Origin of the sequence: Mesorhizobium kowhaii (assembly GCF_003253745.1) — a bacterium.
GTDB lineage: Bacteria > Pseudomonadota > Alphaproteobacteria > Rhizobiales > Rhizobiaceae > Mesorhizobium > Mesorhizobium kowhaii.
The window spans coordinates 249,266-272,799 of the sequence record NZ_MZXV01000080.1 but is presented as its reverse complement, the minus strand read 5'-3'; the positions used below and the strand labels follow the sequence as shown (position 1 = coordinate 272,799).

At 63.5% G+C, this 23,534-nt stretch carries 22 protein-coding genes; 10 read left to right on the top strand and 12 right to left on the bottom strand.

The window, feature by feature from the left end:
* Nucleotide 1 precedes the first annotated feature (1 nt).
* The 5 genes from phnK to phnG are packed head-to-tail and all read right to left on the bottom strand — an operon-like array spanning nt 2 to nt 3,869.
* Nucleotides 2-778: a phosphonate C-P lyase system protein PhnK gene (gene phnK, locus B5V02_RS36820; protein ID WP_111548849.1), complete on the bottom strand. Its 777-nt coding sequence runs from the start codon at nt 776-778 to the stop codon at nt 2-4.
* On the bottom strand, nt 775-1,686 hold the full coding sequence (locus B5V02_RS36815) for an alpha-D-ribose 1-methylphosphonate 5-phosphate C-P-lyase PhnJ (protein ID WP_111548848.1): 912 nt from the start codon (nt 1,684-1,686) through the stop codon (nt 775-777). Before B5V02_RS36815 ends, phnK begins: the two co-directional genes overlap by 4 nt.
* On the bottom strand, nt 1,683-2,795 hold the full coding sequence (locus tag B5V02_RS36810; protein WP_111548847.1) for a carbon-phosphorus lyase complex subunit: 1,113 nt from the start codon (nt 2,793-2,795) through the stop codon (nt 1,683-1,685). The genes B5V02_RS36815 and B5V02_RS36810 overlap by 4 nt, the downstream gene beginning before the upstream one ends.
* Nucleotide 2,796: 1 nt before the next feature.
* On the bottom strand, nt 2,797-3,408 hold the full coding sequence (gene phnH / locus B5V02_RS36805; protein WP_111548846.1) for a phosphonate C-P lyase system protein PhnH: 612 nt from the start codon (nt 3,406-3,408) through the stop codon (nt 2,797-2,799).
* The gene (gene phnG / locus B5V02_RS36800) at nt 3,408-3,869 is read right to left on the bottom strand and encodes a phosphonate C-P lyase system protein PhnG (RefSeq protein ID WP_111548959.1); all 462 of its coding nucleotides are present in this window, start codon (nt 3,867-3,869) and stop codon (nt 3,408-3,410) included. Before phnG ends, phnH begins: the two co-directional genes overlap by 1 nt.
* A gap of 120 nt (nt 3,870-3,989) precedes the next feature.
* Here phnG and phnF point away from each other — a divergent pair, with 120 nt between their 5' ends.
* On the top strand, nt 3,990-4,739 hold the full coding sequence (phnF, locus tag B5V02_RS36795; protein ID WP_111548958.1) for a phosphonate metabolism transcriptional regulator PhnF: 750 nt from the start codon (nt 3,990-3,992) through the stop codon (nt 4,737-4,739).
* A 102-nt stretch (nt 4,740-4,841) separates the two neighbouring features.
* Here the strand turns inward: phnF and B5V02_RS36790 are convergent, their stop codons facing one another.
* From B5V02_RS36790 to B5V02_RS36765, 6 genes are all read right to left on the bottom strand, one after another.
* On the bottom strand, nt 4,842-5,858 hold the full coding sequence (locus tag B5V02_RS36790; protein ID WP_111548845.1) for a zinc-binding alcohol dehydrogenase family protein: 1,017 nt from the start codon (nt 5,856-5,858) through the stop codon (nt 4,842-4,844).
* Between the two features lie 71 nt (nt 5,859-5,929).
* A complete protein-coding gene (locus B5V02_RS36785) occupies nt 5,930-6,895 on the bottom strand; it encodes an ABC transporter permease (RefSeq protein WP_111548844.1) in 966 nt (321 codons plus the stop codon).
* Entirely contained in the window at nt 6,892-8,445 is a 1,554-nt protein-coding gene (locus B5V02_RS36780) for a sugar ABC transporter ATP-binding protein (RefSeq protein WP_111548843.1), read from the bottom strand. Before B5V02_RS36780 ends, B5V02_RS36785 begins: the two co-directional genes overlap by 4 nt.
* A 158-nt stretch (nt 8,446-8,603) precedes the next feature.
* Complete coding sequence (locus tag B5V02_RS36775; RefSeq protein WP_111548842.1) at nt 8,604-9,596, bottom strand: ABC transporter substrate-binding protein; 993 nt, start codon at nt 9,594-9,596, stop codon at nt 8,604-8,606.
* Nucleotides 9,597-9,934: 338 nt separating this feature from the next.
* Nucleotides 9,935-10,933 (bottom strand): aldo/keto reductase, encoded by a 999-nt coding sequence (locus B5V02_RS36770; protein ID WP_111548841.1) that lies wholly within the window; start codon nt 10,931-10,933, stop codon nt 9,935-9,937.
* A 125-nt stretch (nt 10,934-11,058) separates the two neighbouring features.
* Entirely contained in the window at nt 11,059-12,564 is a 1,506-nt protein-coding gene (locus B5V02_RS36765) for a UxaA family hydrolase (protein WP_111548840.1), read from the bottom strand.
* A gap of 229 nt (nt 12,565-12,793) precedes the next feature.
* On the opposite strand from B5V02_RS36765, the gene B5V02_RS36760 reads away from it, so the two are divergent.
* From B5V02_RS36760 to gndA, 6 genes are all read left to right on the top strand, one after another.
* The gene (locus B5V02_RS36760; protein ID WP_111548839.1) at nt 12,794-13,696 is read left to right on the top strand and encodes a GntR family transcriptional regulator; all 903 of its coding nucleotides are present in this window, start codon (nt 12,794-12,796) and stop codon (nt 13,694-13,696) included.
* A 139-nt stretch (nt 13,697-13,835) separates the two neighbouring features.
* Nucleotides 13,836-14,192, top strand: coding sequence for a DUF2946 family protein (locus tag B5V02_RS36755; protein ID WP_111548838.1), 357 nt, complete (start codon nt 13,836-13,838; stop codon nt 14,190-14,192).
* A 97-nt stretch (nt 14,193-14,289) separates the two neighbouring features.
* Nucleotides 14,290-14,883: a copper chaperone PCu(A)C gene (locus B5V02_RS36750; RefSeq protein WP_111548837.1), complete on the top strand. Its 594-nt coding sequence runs from the start codon at nt 14,290-14,292 to the stop codon at nt 14,881-14,883.
* 40 nt (nt 14,884-14,923) lie between these two features.
* On the top strand, nt 14,924-15,442 hold the full coding sequence (locus tag B5V02_RS36745) for a YcnI family copper-binding membrane protein (RefSeq protein WP_111548836.1): 519 nt from the start codon (nt 14,924-14,926) through the stop codon (nt 15,440-15,442).
* Between the two features lie 56 nt (nt 15,443-15,498).
* Complete coding sequence (locus B5V02_RS36740; protein ID WP_111548957.1) at nt 15,499-17,136, top strand: copper resistance CopC/CopD family protein; 1,638 nt, start codon at nt 15,499-15,501, stop codon at nt 17,134-17,136.
* A gap of 162 nt (nt 17,137-17,298) precedes the next feature.
* On the top strand, nt 17,299-18,726 hold the full coding sequence (gene gndA / locus B5V02_RS36735) for an NADP-dependent phosphogluconate dehydrogenase (protein WP_111548835.1): 1,428 nt from the start codon (nt 17,299-17,301) through the stop codon (nt 18,724-18,726).
* Between the two features lie 59 nt (nt 18,727-18,785).
* Here gndA and B5V02_RS36730 read toward each other — a convergent pair whose 3' ends face one another.
* Nucleotides 18,786-19,838, bottom strand: a complete 1,053-nt coding sequence (locus B5V02_RS36730; protein WP_111548834.1) for a LacI family transcriptional regulator — start codon at nt 19,836-19,838, stop codon at nt 18,786-18,788.
* Nucleotides 19,839-20,243: 405 nt separating this feature from the next.
* Here B5V02_RS36730 and B5V02_RS36725 point away from each other — a divergent pair, with 405 nt between their 5' ends.
* The 3 genes from B5V02_RS36725 (at nt 20,244) to B5V02_RS36715 (ending at nt 23,534) form a co-directional block, all read left to right on the top strand.
* Nucleotides 20,244-21,500: an ABC transporter substrate-binding protein gene (locus tag B5V02_RS36725; protein WP_111548833.1), complete on the top strand. Its 1,257-nt coding sequence runs from the start codon at nt 20,244-20,246 to the stop codon at nt 21,498-21,500.
* 205 nt (nt 21,501-21,705) lie between these two features.
* Entirely contained in the window at nt 21,706-22,602 is an 897-nt protein-coding gene (locus tag B5V02_RS36720; protein WP_111548832.1) for a carbohydrate ABC transporter permease, read from the top strand.
* Entirely contained in the window at nt 22,599-23,534 is a 936-nt protein-coding gene (locus tag B5V02_RS36715; RefSeq protein WP_111548831.1) for a carbohydrate ABC transporter permease, read from the top strand. The genes B5V02_RS36720 and B5V02_RS36715 overlap by 4 nt, the downstream gene beginning before the upstream one ends.

Sequence of the window (23,534 nt, the reverse complement as noted above, 5' to 3'; positions counted from 1 at the left end):
TTTACACCTGCAAAATGGAAGAAACGAGCAACTGGGTGTAGGGCGCGCGCGGGTCATCGAGCACGCGGTCGGTGAGACCGCTTTCGACGACGCGGCCGTCCTTCATCACCATCATGCGCTGCGACAGAAGCCGCGCGACGGCAAGGTCGTGGGTGACGACGATGGCCGCGAGACCAAGGTCTGTGACCAGGCCGCGCAGCAGGTCGAGCAGGCGCGCCTGGACCGAGACATCGAGGCCGCCGGTCGGCTCATCCATGAACACCAGCCGCGGCCCGGTGACGAGGTTGCGGGCGATCTGCAGGCGCTGGCGCATGCCGCCGGAAAAGGCGCGCGGCTCGTCGTCGATGCGGTCCTCGTCGATCTCGACGCGCGATAGCCAGTCGACGGCGGTGGCGCGGATCTTGCCGTAGTGGCGGTCGCCGACCGCCATCAGCCGCTCGCCGACATTGGCGCCGGCCGACACCGTCATGCGCAGGCCGTCGGCCGGGTTCTGGTGGACAAAACCCCAGTCGGTGCGCATCAGGAAGCGGCGCTCGGCCTCGCTCATGCGGTAGAGCTCACGGAACTGGCCGTCGCGCATGCGGTAGCTGGCGGTGCCGGAACTCGGCAGCAGCCGGGTCGACAGGCAGTTGAGCAGCGTCGTCTTGCCGGAGCCGGACTCGCCGACCACCGCCAGGACTTCGCCCGGCCACAGGTCGAAGGAGACGTTGTCGCAGCCGACGCGCGGGCCGTAGAATTTGGAGAGCGCCGAGACGCGCAGCAACGGTTCGTCGGTCATTGCGCCGGCTCCATGTTTCCTGGGGCAACATGGGTTTCGGGGGCAAGATGGCCGCGATGACCCTCTTCACGCCGCTTCTCGCAGTGATCGGTGTCGGAGCAGACGAACATGTGGCCGCCATGGTCGTCGAGGATGACCTCGTCGAGATAAACGTTCTCGGCCGCGCACAGCGCGCAGGGCTGGTCGAAGGTCTGCACCTCGAACGGATGATCCTCGAAGTCGAGGCTGACCACTTCGGTGAATGGCGGTACCGCATAGATGCGCTTTTCGCGGCCAGCGCCGAACAGCTGCAAGGCCGGCGAGCGGTGCATCTTGGGATTGTCGAATTTCGGCGTCGGCGACGGGTCCATCACATAGCGACCCTCGACCTTGACCGGATAGGCATAGGTGGTGGCGATGCGGCCGTGCCTGGCGATGTCCTCGTAAAGTTTGACATGCATGAGGCCATATTCCTCCAGCGCGTGCATCTTGCGCGTCTCGGTCTCGCGCGGCTCGAGGAAGCGCAACGGCTCGGGAATCGGCACCTGATAGACCAGCACCTGGCCCGCCGTCAGCGGATATTCCGGGATGCGGTGGCGGGTCTGGATGATGGTGGCCTTCGCTGTCTCGGTGGTGACGGCGACATTGGCGACCTTCTTGAAGAAGGCACGGATCGAGACCGCGTTGGTGGTGTCGTCGGCGCCCTGGTCGATGACCTTCAGCACATCGTCCGGGCCGATGATCGAGGCGGTGACCTGGACGCCGCCGGTGCCCCAGCCATAGGGCATCGGCATTTCGCGCGAAGCGAACGGCACCTGATAGCCGGGGATGGCGATGCCCTTGAGGATCGCGCGGCGGATCATCCGCTTGGTCTGCTCGTCGAGATAGGCGAAGTTGTAGGTGGCGATGTCTGTCGGTTGAGCGGTCATTCCGCGGCCTCCCTCTTGTCTTCCGCCTTCACTGGGTTTTCGCGCGCGTCGTATTCGGCGCGCATGCGGCGCACGAGGTCGAGTTCGGCCTGGAAGTCGACATAGTGCGGCAGCTTCAGGTGCTCGACGAAGCCGGTCGCCTGGACATTGTCGGAATGCGAGATGACGAACTCCTCATCCTGGGCGGCGGCGACAACGTCCTCGCCCAACTCGCTGGCGCGCAGCGCCCGGTCGCAGAGTGCCATCGCCATCGCCTTGCGCTCGCTCTGGCCGAAGACGAGGCCGTAGCCGCGGGTGAACTGCGGCGGCGCCTTGGCCGAACCCTTGAACTGGTTGACCATCTGGCATTCGGTGACCCGCACGGTGCCGAGCGGGACAGCGAACGGGAGTTCGGGCACATCCAGTTCCAGCTCGACCTCGCCGATACGGATCTCGCCGACGAAGGGATGGTTGCGGGCATAGCCGCGCTGGGTGGAATAGCCGAGCGCCAGCAGAAAACCTTCATCGCCGCGTGACAGCGCCTGCAGGCGGATGTCGCGCGCCATCGGGAATTCCAGCGGCTCGCGGGTGATGTCGCCGGGGACATTGTCCCGCGGCATCTCGCCATCCGGTTCGATCAGCCCTTCGCGGGCCAGGATGGCGGAGACGCGCGGCATGGCTTGCGCGTCCGTCTCGCGCTGCAGCGGCTCGGCAACATCGCCGCCGGCGGCAAGCTCGGGGTCTAGCAGCCGATGCGTATAGTCGAAGGTCGGGCCGAGCAGCTGGCCGCCGGGCAGGTCCTTGTAGGTCGCCGAAACGCGCCGCTCGACCAGCATGGCAGCGGTGTCGATCGCCTTGGAATAGCCGAAGCGCGGCAACGTGGTGCGATAGGCGCGCACCAGGAAGATCGCCTCGATCAGGTCACCGCGCGCCTGGACGATGGCGAGTGCGGCCAGCTCCCGGTCGTAGAGCGAGCCTTCGCTCATCACCCGGTCGACGCCGAGCGCCAGCTGCTCGACGATCTGGTCGAGGCGAAGGGCCGGCACCGAACGGTCGCCGCGCCGGCGGTCGGCCAGCAGGCTGTGGGCGTTGGCAATGGCCGCCTCGCCACCTTTTACCGCGACATACATCTCAGGCCTCCATCGTCTTGATGCGCGTGGTGCGCGGCAGGCAGGCGACGCCTTCGGCGGTGGCGAGGATGATGTCGACGCCGCGCGGAAAGCGCTTGATATTCTGCTTCCACTGCTCGACGAAATGTCGCGGCATCTGAGCCGGCGCGATCGTGGCGCTGGTTTCGATGCCGGGGCCTTCGAGCAGCAGCGGGGCGCCGGAGACGAGATCCCTCACCAGCAGGATCAGCGTGGTGGAGCGGTCGGGATAGTCCTGGGTACCTTGCGAAAAACCGTCGAGCGCCATCATCTCGGCCGGCGTGGCGATCAAAGCGAAATGTGCATCGGCCGGCGTGTTGGCCAAAGGCGCGCCGGTGTGGAAACCAAGCCAGGATCTGATCGCGGCGGAAGCTTGCAAAGCCGGGTCGAGCCAGAGCGGGGTGTCGTTGTCGCAAAGCGCGAGTGCTACGGCGCCGGCGGTCGCCGAAAGCGGCACCGGCGGGCGGGCGAAGGCCGGCAGGGGCTGCACGCTGCCCGGCCGCGCCATCGCGTCCATGACGGCGCGGAACACGGTCTGGGCGTTGAAGACCGGATCGGCGAAACCGCCCTCGATCGATTGCGCTGCCATTTCCATCAGTCTTCTCCGCGAACCATGGTGAAGAAATCCACCTTCGTTGCCGCCGTCTCGGCGCGGCGCCGTTCATGCGCCGTGGCCAGAGCCGACCGCAGAGGCGCTATGAGCCCGGTCTCGACCTCGGCGCGACGGGCCGGGTCCTGCCACAGCGCGTCGGCGATGGCCGCCAGCCTCGCCTTCTGCTTGTCGCGGCCAAGCGCATAGCAATGGCCGACCTGTCCGGACCGCAGCCGGACAGTGGCGCGGGTAACGGTCGTCTCACCAACATTGAAGGGGGAGCCGCCACCACCGATGCGGCCGCGCACGGTGACCAGGCCGGTCTCGGGACCGCGCAGCAGCTCAGCGTCCGAAGGCAGCCCGGTAGCGTTCCAGAGCCGGACGATGTCATCGCCGCTGGATTGTGCCAGTGTTGCCATGGCGGCCTTGCGCTCGGCCTGGTCGCGGGCTTCCTGTCCTCGCATGAGCAACATTCCTTTTGTCTAAATTTGTCTATTGATATAGACAACTATACAAATTATACCTATTATCTAACGCGAGTCCATGACGGGTGGATGACAGGGATAGAAGGCTGGGGGCAATTCATGGTCGGGCAGCTGGCAGCGGACAGCATCGAACGGCGCAGCGGTGTCTCGCTGTGGCGGCAGATTGCCGACAAGATCCTGCATGCGATCGCCATCGGCGATTTCGCCGAGAATGCAGCGCTGCCGCCGGAGGTAGCACTTGCCGAGCGATATGGCGTCAACCGCCATACAGTGCGCAGCGCCATCGCTGCCCTTGTGCAGGAAGGGGTGCTGCGGGCCGAACAAGGACGCGGCACCTTCGTGCTGTCGCGCAAGCGGCTGTCCTATCCGATCGGCGCGCGCACACGCTTTTCGGCAGGCCTGCAAGGGCAGGCGTCGGAACGGCATACCGTCCTGCTTACCTCGTCGGTCGAGCCGGCCAGCCAGCGCGTCGCCGAGGGGCTTGGCCTTGCCAGGGGAACGGATGTGATACGGCTGGAAACGCGCGGCGAAGCCGATGGCCGCCCGGTGTCGCGCGCCGCCGGCTGGTTCGAGGCCAGGCGCTTTGCCGGCATCGATGCCGCCATGACGGCAACCGGCTCGATCACCGTGTCGCTGGCACGTTTCGGCATAGACGATTATCTCAGGCAATCGACCATGCTGTCAGCGCGTCATGCCGATGCGGCCGACCTTGCCGACCTCGACCTGCAGCCCGGCGCCATCGTGCTGGTGACGGTGTCAGTCAACGTCACGCCCGACGGCCAGCCGATCCAGTTTTCGGAGTCGCGCTTCCCGGCCGAGCGGGTCGAGCTCAAATTGTCGGCGCTATGAGCTGACGCTGGCGACGGGCCGGATTGTCTGACGCAATTCCCAAGGGAAAGCGCTACGCGGTTTTCCCGGGAAAACCGCTTCACACTTTTCCCGGAATTGCTTCTATCCGACCTCGATCACAGCCTTGATCAGACCGGATTTCTCGTGTGTCCAGCGGGCGAGATCCCGTGGCGTATCGGCCAGCATGGTGCGGTGGGTGACGAGCTTTGCCAATGGCACGGCGCCGTTGCGGATCGAGGCGGCGACATGGTCGAAGTCGGCGCGCAGCGCATTGCGGCTGCCGATCAATGTCATCTCGCGCTTGTGGAATTCCGGGTCGGAAAAGCTGATGTCGTCCTTGACGACGCTGACCAGCACCAGTGTCCCGCCATGCGCGACATGAGCAAAGGCCGACTGCACCGACTGGGTGTTGCCGGTGGCGTCGAAGACCACATCGAAGCCTTCACCAGCGGTTGCTTGCCTGACCAGATCGGGCACCGCGCCGCGCGAGCCGTCGAGGGTCTGAAAACCAAGCTCGCTTGCCGCGAAGTCGAGCCGTTCGCTGCTCATGTCGAGCAATGTCACGTCAAGCCCGGCGATGCGGGCGAAGATGGCCGTGCCAAGCCCGATCGGGCCGGCGCCGATGACCAGCGTGCGGGCACCGGGCTGCCCCTGCGCACGCTGCACGGCATGCGCGCCGATGGCCAGGAACTCGATGGCGGCGGCGTCCGCCAGCGACAGGCCGTTTGCCGGATAGAGATTTTGCGCCGGCACCAGGATCCGTTCGCACATGGCGCCGTCGCGATGAACGCCGAGCACCTCGATCCTGACGCAGCAGTTCGGTTTGCCGTGTCGGCAGGCAATGCATTTGCCGCAGGAAAGATAGGGATTGATGATGACCGGTTCGCCAATGGCGAGATCGACACCATCACCGGCCTCGACGATCGTTCCCGACACTTCATGGCCCATGATGCGGGGATAGGCGAGGAACGGGTGCTTGCCCTCGAAGATATGGTAGTCGGTGCCGCAGATGCCGACATGGCTGACAGCCACCAGCGCCCAGCCGGGAGGCGGCGCGTCCGGCGCGAGACGGTCTTCCAGGACAAGGTCGCCGGGCGAGCGGCAGACAACGGCTTTCATGCTTCGATCCAGTCTGTTCATGAAATCGCCGGCCCGTCAGTCATGTCGGGCCGGCGATCGTTGAGGTCGGCTTACTTGCCGCGGCGGCGCAGCCCGTCGAAGTAGACGATGATGATAATCAGCGCGCCGGTGATGATGCGCTGCCAGAACGAGTTGACGTTGAGCAGATTGGCGCCGTTGTTGATGGTGGCCAGGATGAAGGCGCCGAGCAGCGGCCCGTGCACCGAGCCGACGGCGCCGAACAGCGACGTGCCGCCGATGACCGACGAGGCGATCGCCTGCAGCTCCCAGCCCTCGGCCTGGGTCGGGTTGCCGATGCCGATGCGGGCGGCAAGCAGCACGCCGACAAAGGCCGCGCACAGGCCGGACAGCGTGTAGGCCATGTAGATGGTGCGCTGGACATTGACGCCGGAAAGACGCGAGGCCTCGGCGTTGGAGCCGACCGAGAACAGGTAGCGGCCCCAGCGGCTGTGATGCAGGAAAATATAGGCCGGAATGCCGACCAGGATGACCATCCAGAACAGGTTGGGAATACCGATAAAGGAATTGCGCGAGAACGCCGTGAAGGTGTCGCTGTTGATATTGATGGAATTGCCGTTGGTCATCAAAAGGCCGATGCCGCGCAGCGAGGTCAGCGTCGCCAGCGTGATGATGAAGGGCGGCAGGCCCATCTTGACGATGCCGAACCCATGAAACATGCCGATGGCAACACCGACCAGCAGTGTCACCAGAATGGCGAGCCAGATGGGAAAGCCGGCATTGATCATCATGGCGACGACGACTGTGGCGAAGCCGACCACGGCGCCAACCGACAGATCGATGCCGCCGGTGATGATGACGAAGGTCTGGCCGACCGCCATGATGGCGATCATCGAACCCTGGCGCAAAAGATTGGCGAGGTTGTTGCCCGAAGCGAAGCTTGGCGTTGCCACGGAGAGCACAATCCACAGCAGCACCAGCAGCGCCAAAAGCGTCAGCCCAAACAGGACGTTATAGTTGCGCTTCGGTTTTTCGACAGCAATCGCCTCGGTGCTCATATCTGTCCTCCCAGCTTTTCTTGTTTCTCGGCGAGCGCCTGCGTCAGCACGTCTTCGTGGCTGGCGGCGCGGAAGCCATGGCTTGCCACCAGTTTGCCGCGCCGGAACACATGCAGCGTGTCGGCGAGTTCATAGACTTCCGGCAGATAGGACGAGATCAGGATGATGCCGGCGCCCTTCGACAACAGCGCGCCGAACAGGCGGTAAATCTCGGCCTTGGTGCCGACATCGACGCCAACCGTCGGCTCGTCGAAGATGAACAGCTTGGCGCCGTGGGCCAGCCATTTGCCGATGACGATCTTTTGCTGATTGCCGCCCGACAGGCTGGAGGCCAGCGCGCCACGTGTCGGTGTCTTGATGCGGAGATCGGCGATCTGGCGGTCGGCTTGCGTCTTCTCCTGCGCGCTCGAAATCAGCAAATTGTTCGAGATGCGCTTGTAGATCGGCAGGTTGAGATTGAGGCCGACCGGCAGGTTGAGGCAGAGACCCTGGTCGCGACGGCTCTCCGGCGCCAGCGCCATGCCGAGCTTGATCGCGTCGTGCTCGGAATTGACCTGAACCGGCTTGCCCTCCCAGAGAATTTGGCCTGCCGATTTGCGGTGGCGGCCGTAAAGTGTGGTGACGAATTCGCTGCGCCCGGCACCGATCAGGCCATAGAGCCCGACGATCTCGCCGGCGCGGACCGTCATCGAGACATTTTCAAACCCCTTGCCGGACAGGTTCCGGGCTTCGATGATCGCGGCACCCGGGGTGAAATGCTCCTTGTGGTAGACCTGCTCGATCGAGCGGTTGATCATCATCTTGACCAGTTCGGCATCGTTGGTTTCGGCAATGTTGCGCGTACCGACCAGCGTGCCGTCGCGCAGCACCGAGACACGGTCGGCGAGTTCGAAGACTTCTTCCATGCGATGGCTGATGTAGATGATCGTCACGCCTTCGGTCTTCAGCCGGCGGATCAGGGTGAAAAGCTGGTCGGCCTCCTTGCGGGTCAAGTAGGCGGTCGGCTCGTCGAAGATCAGGAATTTGGTGCCGCGCACGGTGGCGCGGGCGGCCGCGATCAACTGCTGCTGGCCGATGGTCAGGTCGCCCAGCGTGACATGCGCCGGCAGGTCGAAGCCGAGATCATCGATGATCTTCTGCGCTTCCTTGACCATGGCGCGTTGCTGCAGGATGCCGAAGCGCGAATTCTCCTCGCCGAGGAACATGTTGGCGGCGACCGTCAGGTGACGGCAGAGCACGACCTCCTGGTGCACAGCATTGATGCCGAGCGCCATCGCCTCATGCGGCGTCGCCAGGGCTGCCGGCTGGCCCTCCCAGATCACCTCTCCGGAGGTGCGCGGCATGACGCCGGTGAGAAGCTTGATGAGCGTCGATTTGCCGGCGCCGTTCTCGCCGACGATGGCGTGGATCTCGCCGGACTTGAAGGCGAGGTTGACCGGCTTCAGCGCGTGGGTGCCGGGATAGCGCTTCTCCAGCCCGCGCAATTCGAGGATGGTCCGCCCTGGTTCCAGCACGGGTGCCGGATGCAGGTCCTGCGCCGTCGACGTCATGACAATCCTCCCAGATTGGCCTCACGATTGGCACGCGGCGAGGCAAGGATATGCCCCGAAAAACAGCCTAGCCTAAGCTTGTGGATTGCCAAGCCGTTTGTGCCGGCAGTGGATGTTTCCGGGGCGCGAGGCCCCGGAAACGATTTGGATACGACGGCTTAGAGCTTCGGGTTGAGCAGCGCGTCGATCTTCGGGTCTTTCATGTTGTCCTTGGTGACGAGGTTGGCGCCGGTATCGACGTTGGCCTCGACCTTTTCGCCCTTCGAGGCGGCGAGCGCGGTCTTGATGCCGTCATAGCCCATCCGGTACGGATCCTGGACGACGAGGGCGGAAATGACGCCGTCGTTGAGGAACTTGATCAGCTTCTCGTCGCTGTCGAAGCCGACTAGCGCCAGCTTGCCGCCAAGATTGTTTTCGGCGACAGCCTGACCGACGCCCTGCGCCATGATCAGGTTGGAGGCGAAGATGCCCTTGAGGTTCGGGTTGGCGGTGATCAGGTCGGTGGCGATGTTGAGGCCGGTGGTGGCCTGGCCGTCGGCATATTTGTCGGCGACCAGCTTGAGGCCCGGATATTTTGCCTTGAGCTGTTCGGTGAAGCCCTGCTTGCGCTGCTCGAGCGAGCCGGCGCCAGGTGCGTTGGTGATCAGGGCGACGTCGCCCTCGACCTTGCCGCCGTTGGCGGCGCCGATGGCGGCTGCGAGGCCATCGGCAGCGACACGGCCGCCCTGTACGTTGTCGGTGGTCAGGAACGAGGTGAAGGCCTTGGAGTCGGCGCCGGAGTCGATGCCGATAACCTTGACCTTGGCAGCGGCTTCATCGATCGGCTTGCCAAGCGCCTTGAACTCGGTGGGCGCGATCACGATGGCCGCCGGGCTGCTGGCGACGGCGTTCTCGAGGATCGACACCTGACCGTTGACGTCGGTTTCAGCCTGGGCGCCGAGCTCCGGCACATTGACGCCGAGATCCTTGCCGGCCTTGCGGGCGCCGGCCAGAACGATCTGCCAGTAGAAGGACGTGGTGTCCTTGACGATGATCGGAATGGTCACGTCCGCCGCCGAAACCGGCGCCGAATGCATGACGCCGGCGAGCATCGACGCTGCTGCCAGCGCCATGACGGCGCGGCGGTTGAGAATGCTGGTCACGAATTTCATTAGGAATCCTCCCTAAGTCGCCCGGTGAACGTTACGGAAGCTCCGTCCGGATAGGCGTGGCCCAAACAGAACTTTATCAATAAAAAACAGTTGCCATGTTTTGATAGTGCATCGATCCGGCCGATGCAAGCGGTGTTTGACGCCAGTCCTCGCGAGGCCTGGCAGGGGCAGATCCACCGCGCTGCTCCTCCCTTACCGCCGTCAAACGCTCCCGTTTCCGTTGTGAATACATGGAATATTAATTCCACATATTCGTCAATATGGAATGTTCATTCTTTTATAGGATCGCAAGAATGTGAAGCTTGGGTCACCAGTTCATGGGCGGGTGGATGCGCGTTTCACGCCAGCTCCTGCACCAGCGTATAGGGGCGGTATCTGGCGTATTCCGTCTCCGGCACGTCGACGTCGAGCAGTTCGAGATTGCGCGTCAGGTTTGCCAGCTTGGCGGTGCCGGTCAGCACCGTGGCGACCGCGGGCTCATGCAAGGGAAACTGGAACGCTGCAGCGGCCAGGGGATAGCCGCCCTCAGTGGCGATCCTTTCCATCGCACCGACGCGGTCGAGCACATCGTGGTTGGCGGGCAGATAGTCGAAATGCGCGCCTTGCACCGGCCCGGTCGCCAGGATGCCGGAGTTGAACACGCCGCCGATGACCAGTGATGTCTGTTGCGCCTGGCACAGCGGCAGCAGTTCCGCTTCGGCGCTACGGTCGAGCAGGGAATAGCGGCTGGCGAGCAGGATGCAATCGAGCGGCGCCCGGCGCATCACGTCGAGGCAGATCTGGACCTCGTTGACGCCAAGCCCATAGGCGGAAATGACGCCGGATCGCTTCAGCGCCTCGAGTGCCTTGAGGCCGCCGTCCATCAACTCGCGAAAGTGCAGCTTGGTCCTCTCGACACCATGCGTGTAGACGCCGATGTCATGGACGAACAGGATGTCGATCTTGTTGAGGCCAAGCCGCGCATAGCTGAAATCGACCGAACGCATGATACCGTCATAGGAATAGTCGTAGTCCAGCGCGAAGGGCAGCGGATCGACATAGGAGTGATCGGGAACGTGGTCGTCCGGCACCGGGCGGAACAGGCGGCCGACCTTGGTCGACAGCACATAGGAATCGCGCGGCTTGTAGCGCAGGAAGTCGCCGACACGGCGTTCCGACAGGCCAAAACCGTAGAAGGGTGCGGTGTCGAAATAGCGCAAGCCGGCCTCCCAGGCGCCCTGCAGCGTCTCCATCGCGGCCTCGCGCGAACAGGCACGGTAGAGGCCGCCGATCGCGGCGCCGCCAAAGCTGATCTCGGTGACCTCGAGCGCGGTCTGGCCGATGCGGCGTTTGTCCATACGAAAACCTCCCCGCTGCCGACCGTTGTCCGGCTCGGCAGTCTACCAAATATCAGTTCAATCTAGAGCAATTCCAGGAAAAGTGTGTAGCGGTTTTCCGTCCGGAATTGCGTAAGAACAAAGAGTTACAGCGTTGCGCCAAGATGCCAGGGCACGAACTCGTTGTCGCCATAGCCGAAGTCTTCGCTCTTGGTCTTGCGGCCGGAAGCCGTCTCGACGATCAGTTCGAAGATCTCGCGGCCCATGCCGGCGATGGTTTTCTCGCCGGAGGCGATGACGCCGCAGTTGACGTCCATGTCCTCTTCCATGGTGTGATACATGGTCGAGTTGCTGGCGACCTTGATCGACGGCGTCGGCCGGCAGCCGAAGCATGAGCCGCGGCCGGTGGTGAAGACGATGATGTTGGCACCGCCCGCCACCTGGCCGGTGGCCGAGACCGGGTCGTAGCCGGGCGTGTCCATGAACACCAGTCCGCTGCCGGTGACCTTTTCGGCGTAGCCGAAGACGCCGTTAAGCGGCGTCTGGCCGCCTTTGGCGACCGCACCCAGCGACTTTTCCAGGATGGTGGTGAGGCCGCCGCGCTTGTTGCCGGGCGAGGGGTTGTTGTCGATCGAGGCGCCGTGCTTGGCGACGTGATCCTCCCACCACTTGACGAAACCGTCGAGTTTCTGCGCGATCTCCGGTGTAGCCGCGCGGTAGGCGAGCAGGTGCTCGGCACCATAGATTTCCGTCGTCTCGGAGAGGATGCCGATGCCGCCGACGCCGGCCAGGATGTCGACAGCAGCGCCCAGCGCCGGATTGGCCGTAATGCCCGACATGCCGTCGGAACCGCCGCATTGCAGGCCGACGACGATCTCGCTGACCGGGATCGGTTCACGCTTCAGCCGGCCGACTTCCTCTGATATCTCGGCCAGCACCAGCATCGCCTTTTCGACCGATTTGCGCGAGCCACCGGCGTCCTGGATGTTGAAGTGGCGTTTGCCGGCGGCGGCGCCCTTCTGGCCGTAGAGGGTGAGCTGATTGACCTCGCAGCCGAGCCCGACCATCAGCACGCCGCCGAAATTCGGGTGGCGGGCATAGCCGGCGAGCGTGCGGTGCAGCACCATCATGCCGTCGCCGGTGCCGCTCATGCCGCAGCCCTGGCCGTGGACGATCGGGACGAAGCCGTCGATGCCAGGATATTTAGGCAGCAGGGTCCGGTTGGCTTCGTCGGCGATGGCATGGCAGACAGTGGCCGAGCAATTGACGCTGGCAACGATGCCGATGAAGTTGCGCGTACCGGCGCGACCATCGGCGCGGCGATAGCCCATGAAGGTGCGGGCGCGGTCGGCGTCCGTCGCGTGCTCGGCCTCGCTTGGCGGCACGACGGGCAAGCGGCCGGATTCGAAAATCAGATTGTGCGAATGAACATGCTCGCCCGGTGCAATGTCCTGTGTCGCGCGGCCGATTGCCTGGGCGTATTTCACCACGGCCTCGCCGGCGGCGATCGGCTTGATCGCCACCTTGTGGCCGGGCTCGATCAGCGCGGTGGCGACGGCACCGCCCGGCAGCGCGGTGCCGATCTCGATGCGGCCGTTGGCGACGGCGACATTGTCGGCGGGGGACAGAAGGATGCTGTTGGAGGCGTTCACGGGCGGTTTCCTGGGTAATCCTGGGATGCGCGGGCGGATTGACACGCGCCTGTTAAAAGATAATGTCTTTTATCGTGAAAAAACAGTTTTGCGTCAATTGTTTTTTCGCTGGGGAGTTCCGCATGTCCTTGGGTGTTCCGAAAAGCGATTTCGCTTTTCGGGGGTCATGGGAACGTCATATTGCGCTTGAAGCCAGCAGCCGCAAGCGACGGCGTGCAACGGGTCAGGAATGTCGAAGAGCAACAACGTCTACAAGGATGCCTACAACAGGTGCCTCAGGCTGCTCGATGAAACACGCAGCCTGCCTTCGGAGCCGGAACTGGGTACATTGCTCGGCGTCAGCCGCACCACGGTGCGCACCATTCTTGCGCGCATGGAAGAGACCGGGCTGATCGCCTGGAACAAGCGCGCCAAGACGGTGCTGCGCGAACCGCGCCCCGACGATTTCTTCCCCGAGGAAGAGACCGACACGCTGGCCGAAATCATCGAGCGGTCGTTCATGCGACGGCTGCTCGCTGGCGGCGCCGAGGCCGGCATGCAGATCAATGAGCTCGAACTGGCACGCGAGATCGGCGTCGGCACCACCAGCGTGCGCGAGTTCCTGATCCGCTTCTCCCGCTTCGGCCTGATCGAGAAGCGCCGCAACAGCCATTGGGTGCTGAAGGGCTTCACCCGTGCCTTCGCGCTGGAACTGACCGAAATCCGCGAAATGTTCGAACTGCGCTCGGCGGCGGCCTTCGCCGCTCTGCCGCAGGACAGCGCGGTCTGGGCCGATCTTGACCGTCTGGAAGACGAGCATCGCCTGCTGGCAAGCGAGATCGCCACCCGCTTCAACGAATTCTCGGAGCTGGACGAGCGCTTCCATCGGCTCATCCACCGTGCGTCGCACAACCGCTTCATCGTCGATTTCTACGACGTCATCGCCATGATCTTCCACTATCACTACCAGTGGAACAAGGCGCAGGAGCGCGAGCGCAACGAAGTCGCGATCGGTGAGCATCTTGCCTATATCGAGGGGCTCAAATCGCGCGACCTCGGCAAGGTCGACGCAGCCTGCCGCAAACACCTGAAGTCGGCGCGCCAGACATTGCTGACCTCGATCCCGGAGAGCCGGCCGCCACAAAAATCCTGATCGCGCCGCGTTGCCGCAGCATCGAATTGCCGATTTTCGACCTGCCCCACCCGTGGTAGATATCTCTCAGGTGATTGCTTGATGAGGCAGATCGTTTGAACAGGCAAGTCATTTGAACAAGGAGGGGAGACGGTGGAGCATGCCGGTCGCGCTTGTCGCGGCCTATTTGCTGCTGCTCCAGTCGACGCTCGGTGCGTTCGCCTTCGGCACCGAGCCGAATGCGTCACAACTCGATGCCTTCGGCAACGTCATCTGTACCCGTGAGGGTGCGACCCAGCTTCCCGGCGGCAACCCGCCGCCGTCGCATCTGCCGGAATGCTGCGTGCTCGGCTGCGGCATGTTTTCGCCGGCCTTCGCGCCGCCGCCCGATGCGGGGCTTGCACTGGGCGCACTTTCCTTCGAGGCCGTCGCCTTCGTCTTTCCGGCGGCCATCCATCTCGACTTCGCGCGTGAGCGCTCGCCGTCGAACCCGCGCGCGCCGCCGCGGACGGCCTGAGCCTGTTTGCCCGGCGGAACCTTTCGCGGGCGTACCCATCCAAACATCAAACTGTTCGCGGCCGGCAACGGCGCGACCATCACTTCATGGAGCAACCATGTCCCAGTTTTTCCGCACCGCCGCGCGCCCCATGCTCGGCAGCATTCGACGTAGCTTCGAGGCGCGTCTCGAGCTTTTTTTTGACGCAATTCCGGACGGAAAACCGTTTCACACTTTTCCTGGAATTGCTCTTGCCGTACTGGCTCTTGCCCTGTTGTTCGCCAGCGCCCAGACCGGTTTCGCGCATGAGTTCAAGATCGGCGATCTTGAGATCGGGCACCCCTGGTCGCGCGCCACGCCGACCGGCGCCAAAGTCGCCGGCGGCTATTTCACCATCACCAACAAAGGCGGCACGTCGGACCGGCTGCTGTCGATTTCCTCCGATGTCTCGGACAAGGCCGAACTGCATGAAATGGGCGTCAAGGACGGTGTCATGACCATGCGGCCGGTTGCCGGCGGCCTGGAGATTCCGGCTGGCGGCAAGGTAGCACTGGCGCCTGGCGGCTATCATTTGATGTTCATAGGCCTGAAGCGGCAACCCAAGCAGGGCGAGAAGTTTTCCGCCACGCTGACCTTCGAAAAGGCCGGCACCGTCAGCGTCGACTTCGCCGTCGAAGGCATGGGTGGCGGCATGGACGACCACGCCGATTGATCGCGCCAGTCGGACAAATTTCGAAATCAGAGGGACCATCATGAACAAGTATCTTTTGTCGGCCGGCGCGTTTCTCGTCCTCGGAACAAGTGCTGCCTTCGCGCACATCACGCTCGAAACGCAGGAGGCGGCTGTCGGCTCGACCTACAAGGCTATCTTGCGCGTGCCGCATGGCTGCGACGGCAAGGCGACGATCGCCCTACGCGTGCAGATTCCGGAAGGGGTGATCGCGGTGAAGCCGATGCCGAAGCCTGGCTGGACACTGCAGGTCAAGAAGGGCAAGTACGACAAATCCTACCAGCTCTACGGTCAGGCGGTGACCGACGGGGTCAAGGAAGTCGACTGGAGCGGCGGAAGCCTGCCGGATGAATTCTACGACGAGTTCGTCTTTCGCGCGACGCTGACGGCGGATCTCCCCGTGGGCCAGAAGCTTTACTTCCCGGTGGTGCAGGAATGCGACGGCGCTGCCGATCGCTGGATCGAGATCCCGGCAGCAGGGCAGGATGAAGACGCGCTGGAAAGCCCGGCGCCCGGCATCAAGCTGTTGCCAAAGAAATAATGGCTTTCGGCGGCGCGCTCCGTTCGCAGAATGCGCCGCCATTTCATGGCAATGGCATGAACGCGATATCCTCACGGCGGAAGATTCACATAAGCAGCAAGCTCGTCTGCCGGCTTGCCGGTGGGCTGCTGGCCGTGGTCATGCTGCTCATCGTCATGGCCTCGACAAGTCCGGCGCTTGCCCATGCCGCGCTGATCAAGACCGACCCGGCCGACGGCGCGGTGCTGGCACAGGGTCCGGCACAATTCTCATTGACGTTCAGCGAGCCGGTCTCGCCGCTGGTGCTGACATTGGTGAAGCCCGATGGCACGCCGGTTCCGCTGACCGCCTTCCGCCTCAGCGACCAGACGGTCGAAATCGACAATCCGCAGACCCTCAAATCCGGCACGCATGTGCTGAGCTGGCGCGTCATCTCCGCCGACGGTCATCCGGTCGGCGGCTCATTGCTGTTTTCCATCGGCGCGCCAACAGAGCCGCCGATCGTGGCCGAGGCCGTCGACTGGCCGCAGCGGTCGGCGATCTGGCTCGGCAAGGTTCTTCTCTACATCGGCCTTTTCCTTGGCGTCGGCGGCGCTTTCGCCCTTGCCTGGCTGACCCATGGCTGGTCGGCCGGTCGGCGCTTCGTCGTCGCGGCAATCCTGTGCGGGCTGGTCGCGGCACCGCTGTCGCTCGGCTTGCAGGGGCTTGATGCGCTGGGCGCGCCGCTCTCTCATCTGGCGCAGCCGGTCATCTGGTGGACCGGGCTCGACACCAGCTTCGGCTGGACGGTGCTGGTCGCCTTGATCGCGCTGGGGCTCGGCCTGCTGTCGCTGGCCGGGCCGCGCGTGCCCGCCAAGCCAGTCGCGCTGGCTGGACTTGCCGGGGTGGGTGTTGCGCTGGCCGCCAGCGGCCATGCCAGTGCCGCCGAACCGCAATGGCTGACGCGACCGATGGTGTTCCTGCACGGCGTCGGCATCGCTTTCTGGGCCGGGGCACTGATGCCGCTCGGCCTGGCGCTGAAAGGCCAGTCGGCGGAGGCCACGCCATTCCTGCGGCGGTTCTCACGCATGATCGTGCCTGTGGTGGCTGTGCTTGTCGCTACCGGCATCGTGCTTGCCGTCATCCAGGTGCAGACGCCGGCGGCACTGGTCAACACCGCCTATGGCAAGCTGCTGCTGATCAAGCTCGGGCTGCTGGTCTTTCTGTTCACGCTCGCCGCCGTCAACCGCTGGAAACTCACGGCATCGGCCGAGGCCGGAGCGACGGAAGTGCAGCGCAGGCTCGCCCGCTCGATCGGCGTCGAAATGCTGATCGTGTTGGCCATCTTCGGTGTCGCCGCGGGCTGGCGCTTCACGCCGCCGCCACGGGCACTGGCGATCGCGGCCGCGCAACCAGTCTCGGTCCATATCCATGCGCTGCAAGCGATGGCGGATCTCAGCATCACGCCCGGCCATGCCGGATCGGTCGTCGCCTCGATGATCATCATGACCGGCGACTTCGGGCCACTCGATGCCAAGGAGGTGACACTGGTGTTGTCGAAGCCCGATTCCGGTATCGAGCCGCTCAGACGCGCCGCGACCAAGCCCGGCGATGGCAGCTGGCGTGTCGACAATCTCGTCATTCCGGTTCCCGGCCGCTGGACGGTGCGCATCGACATCCTGGTCTCGGACTTCGAGATGGTGAAGATCGAAGCACCCGTCGACATCAGGCCGTAAGCCGGACCGCCAAGCGCCTCGGCACGGGCTCGGGCCGATGCAACACAATTCGGCGAGGCGGTTGACGCGGCCCGAAAGGCCCGTCAATCATCTCGCCCAAGAATGGGCATCCCCGCAAATCGCGGGGCTTCAACCAACAAGATTCGAAGCAGGGAAGAAACGATGGAAAAAGCCGAAATCGGCCTGATCGGCCTTGGCACGATGGGCTCCAACCTGGCGCTCAACATCGCCGAACACGGCCACCGCATCGCTGTCTTCAACCGAACCAGGGCACGCACCGACGCTTTCGTCGAGAATGCCGGCGCGCTGAAGGACATGGTGGTGCCGTGCTACAGCCTGGAGGAACTCGCCGCCGCGATCCGACCGCCGCGCCCGATCATCATCATGGTGCTGGCCGGTAAGCCGGTCGACGAACAGATCGAAGCCTTGCGCGGCGTGCTGTCGGCCAACGACATCGTCATCGACGCCGGCAACGCCAATTTCCGCGACACGATGCGGCGCTTCTCCGAGCTTTCTGGCTCGGGTCTGACTTTCATCGGCATGGGCGTGTCCGGCGGTGAGGAGGGCGCGCGCCACGGGCCGTCGATCATGGTCGGCGGCACGGAAGAGTCTTGGAAGCGCGTCGAGAACGTGCTGACCGCGATCTCCGCCAAATTCAACGACGAGCCTTGCGCGGCGTGGCTCGGCACCGACGGCGCCGGCCATTTCGTCAAGACCATCCACAACGGCATCGAATATGCCGACATGCAGATGATCGCCGAAATCTACGGCATCCTGCGCGACGGCCTCGGCATGGGGCCGAAGGACATTGGCGCGGAGTTCGCCAATTGGAACAAGGGCAGGCTCAATTCCTACCTGATCGAGATCACCGCCAAGGTGCTGGCATCAGACGATCCGAAGACCGGCAAGCCGGTGGTCGACATCATCCTCGATCGCGCCGGCCAGAAGGGCACCGGCAAATGGTCGGTCATCGAGGCGCAGCAGCTCGGCATTCCGGCGACCGCGATCGAGGCGGCGGTGGCGGCGCGCGTGCTATCGTCGATCAAGGACGAGCGGCTGGCGGCGGAAAAAGCCTATGGCAACATCGGCGTGACGAAGATTTCCGGTGACAGGAACGCTTTGCTTGGAGATCTCGAACTGGCGCTGTTCGCCGGCAAGATCGCCGCCTATGCGCAAGGGTTTGCGGTGATGAGCGGTGCGTCGAAGGAGTTCAACTGGAACCTGCCGATGCCGACCATCGCCAGGATCTGGCGCGCCGGCTGCATCATCCGCTCGCAGCTTCTCGATACGATGGCCGAGGCGTTCGGTTCCGGCGGCGCATCGACCAATCTATTGATGGCGCCGGCCTTCATTGCCCTGATGCAGGAAGCGCATCCGTCGCTACGGCGTATCGTGGCAAGGGCATCGGAGGCAGGCTCGCCGGTGCCGGCGCTGTCTTCAGCGCTGGCGTATTTCGACAGTTACCGCCAGGGCCGCGGCACCTCGAACCTGATCCAGGCGCAGCGCGATTTCTTTGGCGCGCATGGCTTCGAGCGTATCGACGGACCGGGGGCATTCCACGGGCCGTGGGGCAGTGGTGCGGCTGGCTAAAGCAACTCCAGGAAAAGTGTGAAACGGTTTTTCCGTCCGGAGTTGCGTCAAGCAAGGGGCTAGGGCACTGCCTGGCTGAGCGACAGGACGTCACTGGCTGCGCTCAGGCTCTGCAACGAGCCGGGTGCGGCGCCACCGATCCAGCCCAGAACGGAGCGGGCAAGCTCGGAACCCGCCAGCCGGAAGTTCTCGTTGACGACCAACAATTCCCTGCGGAACAGGTGCAGCAGGTCCGACGACTGCTTGGACACCACGTCGACGTCGCGGCCGAGTTTGAGGCCGGCATCCTCGATGCCGGCGACGATGGCGAGTGTCGCGGCGGCTGCGCTGCTGACGAAGCCGTCCGGCCGGTTTTCGCGGCGCATCACCTGTGCGGTCCGGCTCCTGATCTGCTCGATCGTATGGTCGATTGAAACAGTGTTGAACGGAATTTCGCTGGCGCCAACCTCGCTCAGCGCATCGGCAAAGCCGTTCAGCGTGTGGCCATAGTAGGTCAACCCGGGCGGCGGCGACAGAAGCGCCAGCTTGCGCCGGCCCATGCTGGCCAACCGGTGCACGGCTGCAACCGCGAAAGCATGGTTGTCGAAGTCATGGTAGGGGTGGACGAGGCCCATGTCGGTGCGGCCATGCGTGGCAAAAGGCATGCCATGCTCCAGCATGTACCGGGCGCGCGGATCGTTCGGCTGGGTGCGCGAGATGATGACGCCGTCGGCGGAGCCTGTCTCGACCAGATAGCGTATGGGGTCGAGTGGATCCTGCGAGCGGGAATAGGGCGTGACGATCAGATGATAGGGCGTTTCGGCGAGCACTTCCGAAACGCCGTAGATGATGTCCGAGACGAAGCTCATGATCTCGCGATCGGTGTTGAGCACGAGGCTGATGACATTGGTCCTGCCGGTGCGCAGGCGCACGCCGGCGCGGTTCGGCCGGTAGCCGATCTGCTTGGCGACGAGCTGGACACGACGCCTGGTTTCGGCGCCGATTTCCGGGGCGTCCTTCAAGGCTCGCGACACGGTGGTGACGCCGAGCCCGGTCATGAAGGCAAGCGTCTTCAACGTCGGGCGCCCTTGCGCCAATGCCTCCTCGTTCTTTTCCGTACGCCGTCTGTCCATTCGTCCCGCCCGTCAGGCGCATAGCAGTCGCAGGCCGGGTCGGCAATCGCCGCCATAGCGATGTGATATTGCGTTCCAGCCCCGGCGAAGCGTCAATATACTGAAACGTTACAGATTGCCAATGTCGAGATGTCGGACGCTCGCGGCGAGATGGACGGCTGTCTTGCGAAACCCATTGGGATTCCAGAAGAAATCGCCTTGCCATCGCCTTTTGCCGGCCTTTGCGCGCCATTTCGATGTTTTGCAGCGCAGCGATCCATGTTGCAGCGCACATGGAGTGGCTGTCCACGCGAATTTGTTCGCAGCTCGAAAAAATGTCCAACTCGCTTCGTTTCATGGGTTGCGCAGCCCACGCAATTCCCGTATCGAAAATCTGTAACGTTTCAGATTCTGGGAGGAACCGAAATGCGATACAGACTTTTGACCGCTGCGCTGGCAGCGACGGCTGCTCTACAATTTGCCGGTCCGGCCGCCGCGACGGACCTGGAAGTGATTCACTGGTGGACGTCGAAGGGCGAGTCGGCGGCGGTCTCGCAGTTCGCAAAGGCCTTTGACAATGACGGCCACGGCGACCGCTGGGTGGATAGCGCCATCGCTCTCGGCGAAACCGCGCGCTCGACCGTCATGCAGCGCGTGCTCGGCGGCGATCCGCCCGGTGCCGCTCAGTTCAATCCCGGTCGGCAGTACGAGGAACTGATTTCGGGCGGGAAGCTGCTCGACCTCACGGACGTCGCGACCGCCGGCAAGTGGGACGAGGTCATTCGCCCGAAGGCTATCGGCAGCGCCTGCCTCGTTGACGGCCACTGGTGGTGCGTTCCGGTCAACATTCATTCCAACTACTGGGCCTGGTACTCCAAGCCGGTCTTCGAAAAAGCGGGCGTGCCAGAGCCGAAGAACCTGGCCGATTTCATCGCGGCAGCGCCGAAGATCAAAGAGGCAGGCCTCATTCCCTTCGCAATCGGCGGCGACGGAAACGGCTGGCAGATTCAGTTGCTCTTCCAGGACATGGTCACCGAGGCTCTCGGTGTCGCCCAGCGCGACAAGATGTATACCACCAAGAGCGCCGAAATTGCCGGCGGCCCCGAGATGAAAGGCGTCTTCACGCAATTGAGGACCCTGAAGCAGTTCACCGACAACGGCTACGCCAACCGCAACTGGAACGACACCACCAACCTGGTGATCACCGGCAAGGCCGGACTTCAGGTGATGGGCGACTGGGCGCGCGGCGAGTTCGCCGCCGCCGGCATGACCGGAGTCAAGGATTTCGGCTGCATGATCGGCTTGAACGAGGCCAAGCCGGTGGTCAGCACCGACGGCGACATCATCCTGTTCTTCAAGCAGGGCAATGCGGATGTCGAGGCAGCGCAGAAGCGTCTTGCCGCGCTGCTCATCAGCCCGGAGGTTCAGGTCGCCTTCAACAACGCCAAGGGTTCCATGCCCGTGCGTGGCGATGTCGACATGTCGACGGCCGACCCGTGCATGCAGAAGTCGCTGAAAGCGGTGGAAGACCCAGCCAACATCGTCACCGCGACGAACCGGTTCATCACCGAGAACACCAATCAGCAGCTCAATGAGCTCGTCGCCCAATTCTTCGCCGACGACTCCATGACGGCTGACGATGCCACTGCGAAGTTCGCCACGATCATCGGCAGTTCCGATTAGGAGCTGATCAGTACCCAGAGGCGCCGCCGTTGCAGCGGTGCCTCTGGCGCGTCCCGACCCGACAGGAAGCTCCTTTTCTCGGCGACGGGCTGACAATCGCAGGACGGGAAGCTGCGGCGATCCGGAGCCCGGTGGTCCGGACAGAGCTGATCTTCACGTCGGCAAATGACCCAAGGGTGTCGGTGGAAGCGGAGAAAGACTGACGATGCAGAAGAGCTGGAGGCGCAGATTTCACCTGCCCGCCGTCATCGGGACGATACCGATGATTCTCGTTGCCGTCGGCGTGTTCGTGATCGGCATCGGCTTCTCGGTGCTATGGTCCTTCACCAGTTCGAAGCTCTTCCCCACCTACGATTTCGTCGGTCTGGCGCAGTATAGGCGCCTCTGGGCCGATAACCGCTGGCTCGTCTCGGTCAACAACATCTGGTTCTTCGGCCTGATGTCCATCACCTGCAACATGGTGTTCGGCTATCTGCTCGCCGTTTTCATGGACCAGCGCATCCGGCAGGAGGACCTTTTCCGCTCGATCTTCCTGTATCCTTTCGCCATGTCGCTGATCGTCACCGGACTGGTGTGGCAATGGGCGCTCGACCCGAACCTCGGCCTGCAAGAGGCGCTCCGCAACTGGGGCTGGTCGAGCTTCAGCTTCGCCCCGCTGGTCAGTGCCGAGACCGCGCTGTACGCGCTGGTCGTGGCGGGCATCTGGCAGGGCTCGGGCGTGACGATGGCGATCCTGCTTGCCGGCCTGCGCGGCATTGACGAGGATATCTGGAAAGCGGCGAGGGTCGACGGCATCCCAACGTGGCGCACGCACATGTCCATCGTGGCGCCGATGATGAAAGGTGCCTTCGCCACTGCCTTCGTTCTCCAGTGCGTAAGCGTGGTGCGCGTCTACGACCTGGTTATTGCCATGACTGGCGGTGGGCCTGGCATCGCCACGTCCATGCCGGCAGTCTACGTCATCCAGCTCATCACAGTTCGCCAGAACGTCGGCCAAGGCATGGCTGCGGCAACGATGATGCTGCTGCCGGTCCTGGTCGTGCTGGCTTTCAGCGGAATTCTACTATGGCGGCGAAATCGTTTGCGGGAAGCGGGCGCATGACCGCCGGACAGATCACCGCAATTCAACCGGTCCAGGAAGCGCCGGATCAGGCTGGCGTGGCGCCCTTCGGGCCGAAACCGCGACGGATATCGGCCGGTCGCATCGGCATCTATGCTTTCCTGGTCGTTGCGGCTCTCTTCTTCCTCATTCCGGTCTACATCATGATCGTCACATCGTTGAAGGGGATGCCGGAGATCAGGCTGGGACATCTTTTCAACCTTCCGGGCGAGCCGACCTTTCAGCCCTGGGCCGACGCCTGGCGGCATGCCTGCACCGGTCGCGACTGCAACGGCCTCAGTCCAGGCTTTTACAATTCGGTGAAGATCACCCTGCCGAGTGTGTTCATCTCGATCATCTGCGCGTCGATCAACGGTTACGCGCTGACCTTCTGGCCATACAAGGGCGCCAACCTGCTCTTCGGGTTGCTCGTGTTTGGCGCCTTCGTGCCCTATCAGGTCGTTATCTATCCATTGATCATCGGACTGAGCTCGGTCGGGCTGTTCGCGTCCCTGCCTGGCATCATCATCGTGCACACGATCTTCGGAATGCCCATCCTGACGCTGCTGTTCCGTAATTTCTATGCGGCAATACCGGTCGAGCTGTTCAAGGCAGCGCGTGTCGACGGTGCGGGTTTTTGGCGCATCTTTTTCCACATCATGCTGCCGATGTCGGTGCCGATCACTGTCGTCGCCGTCATCCTGCAAGTTACCGGCATCTGGAACGACTTCCTGTTCGGCGTCGTGTTTGCCGGGCGGGCCAACTGGCCAATGACGGTGCAGCTCAACAACATCGTCAACACCACCACCGGCGTGAGGGAGTACAATGTCAACATGGCGGCAACCATTCTGACGGCTGCGGTGCCTCTGCTCATCTACTTCATCTCCGGACGATGGTTCGTGCGCGGCATCGCCGCTGGCGCGGTGAAAGGCTAG

What these genes read in the sequence shown, in the direction of transcription:
- B5V02_RS36775 (WP_111548842.1), bottom strand. Translation starts at nt 9,596, where the DNA reads ATGAAATTCGTGACCAGCATTCTCAACCGCCGCGCCGTCATGGCGCTG.
- B5V02_RS36730 (WP_111548834.1), bottom strand. Translation starts at nt 19,838, where the DNA reads ATGGACAGACGGCGTACGGAAAAGAACGAGGAGGCATTGGCGCAAGGG.
- B5V02_RS36750 (WP_111548837.1), top strand. Translation starts at nt 14,290, where the DNA reads ATGTCCCAGTTTTTCCGCACCGCCGCGCGCCCCATGCTCGGCAGCATT.
- gndA (WP_111548835.1), top strand. Translation starts at nt 17,299, where the DNA reads ATGGAAAAAGCCGAAATCGGCCTGATCGGCCTTGGCACGATGGGCTCC.
- B5V02_RS36720 (WP_111548832.1), top strand. Translation starts at nt 21,706, where the DNA reads ATGCAGAAGAGCTGGAGGCGCAGATTTCACCTGCCCGCCGTCATCGGG.
- B5V02_RS36790 (WP_111548845.1), bottom strand. Translation starts at nt 5,858, where the DNA reads ATGAAAGCCGTTGTCTGCCGCTCGCCCGGCGACCTTGTCCTGGAAGAC.
- phnF (WP_111548958.1), top strand. Translation starts at nt 3,990, where the DNA reads ATGGTCGGGCAGCTGGCAGCGGACAGCATCGAACGGCGCAGCGGTGTC.
- phnG (WP_111548959.1), bottom strand. Translation starts at nt 3,869, where the DNA reads ATGCGAGGACAGGAAGCCCGCGACCAGGCCGAGCGCAAGGCCGCCATG.
- B5V02_RS36760 (WP_111548839.1), top strand. Translation starts at nt 12,794, where the DNA reads ATGTCGAAGAGCAACAACGTCTACAAGGATGCCTACAACAGGTGCCTC.
- B5V02_RS36770 (WP_111548841.1), bottom strand. Translation starts at nt 10,933, where the DNA reads ATGGACAAACGCCGCATCGGCCAGACCGCGCTCGAGGTCACCGAGATC.
- phnK (WP_111548849.1), bottom strand. Translation starts at nt 778, where the DNA reads ATGACCGACGAACCGTTGCTGCGCGTCTCGGCGCTCTCCAAATTCTAC.
- B5V02_RS36810 (WP_111548847.1), bottom strand. Translation starts at nt 2,795, where the DNA reads ATGTATGTCGCGGTAAAAGGTGGCGAGGCGGCCATTGCCAACGCCCAC.
- B5V02_RS36740 (WP_111548957.1), top strand. Translation starts at nt 15,499, where the DNA reads ATGAACGCGATATCCTCACGGCGGAAGATTCACATAAGCAGCAAGCTC.
- B5V02_RS36745 (WP_111548836.1), top strand. Translation starts at nt 14,924, where the DNA reads ATGAACAAGTATCTTTTGTCGGCCGGCGCGTTTCTCGTCCTCGGAACA.
- B5V02_RS36780 (WP_111548843.1), bottom strand. Translation starts at nt 8,445, where the DNA reads ATGACGTCGACGGCGCAGGACCTGCATCCGGCACCCGTGCTGGAACCA.
- B5V02_RS36755 (WP_111548838.1), top strand. Translation starts at nt 13,836, where the DNA reads ATGCCGGTCGCGCTTGTCGCGGCCTATTTGCTGCTGCTCCAGTCGACG.
- B5V02_RS36785 (WP_111548844.1), bottom strand. Translation starts at nt 6,895, where the DNA reads ATGAGCACCGAGGCGATTGCTGTCGAAAAACCGAAGCGCAACTATAAC.
- B5V02_RS36815 (WP_111548848.1), bottom strand. Translation starts at nt 1,686, where the DNA reads ATGACCGCTCAACCGACAGACATCGCCACCTACAACTTCGCCTATCTC.
- B5V02_RS36725 (WP_111548833.1), top strand. Translation starts at nt 20,244, where the DNA reads ATGCGATACAGACTTTTGACCGCTGCGCTGGCAGCGACGGCTGCTCTA.
- phnH (WP_111548846.1), bottom strand. Translation starts at nt 3,408, where the DNA reads ATGGAAATGGCAGCGCAATCGATCGAGGGCGGTTTCGCCGATCCGGTC.
- B5V02_RS36715 (WP_111548831.1), top strand. Translation starts at nt 22,599, where the DNA reads ATGACCGCCGGACAGATCACCGCAATTCAACCGGTCCAGGAAGCGCCG.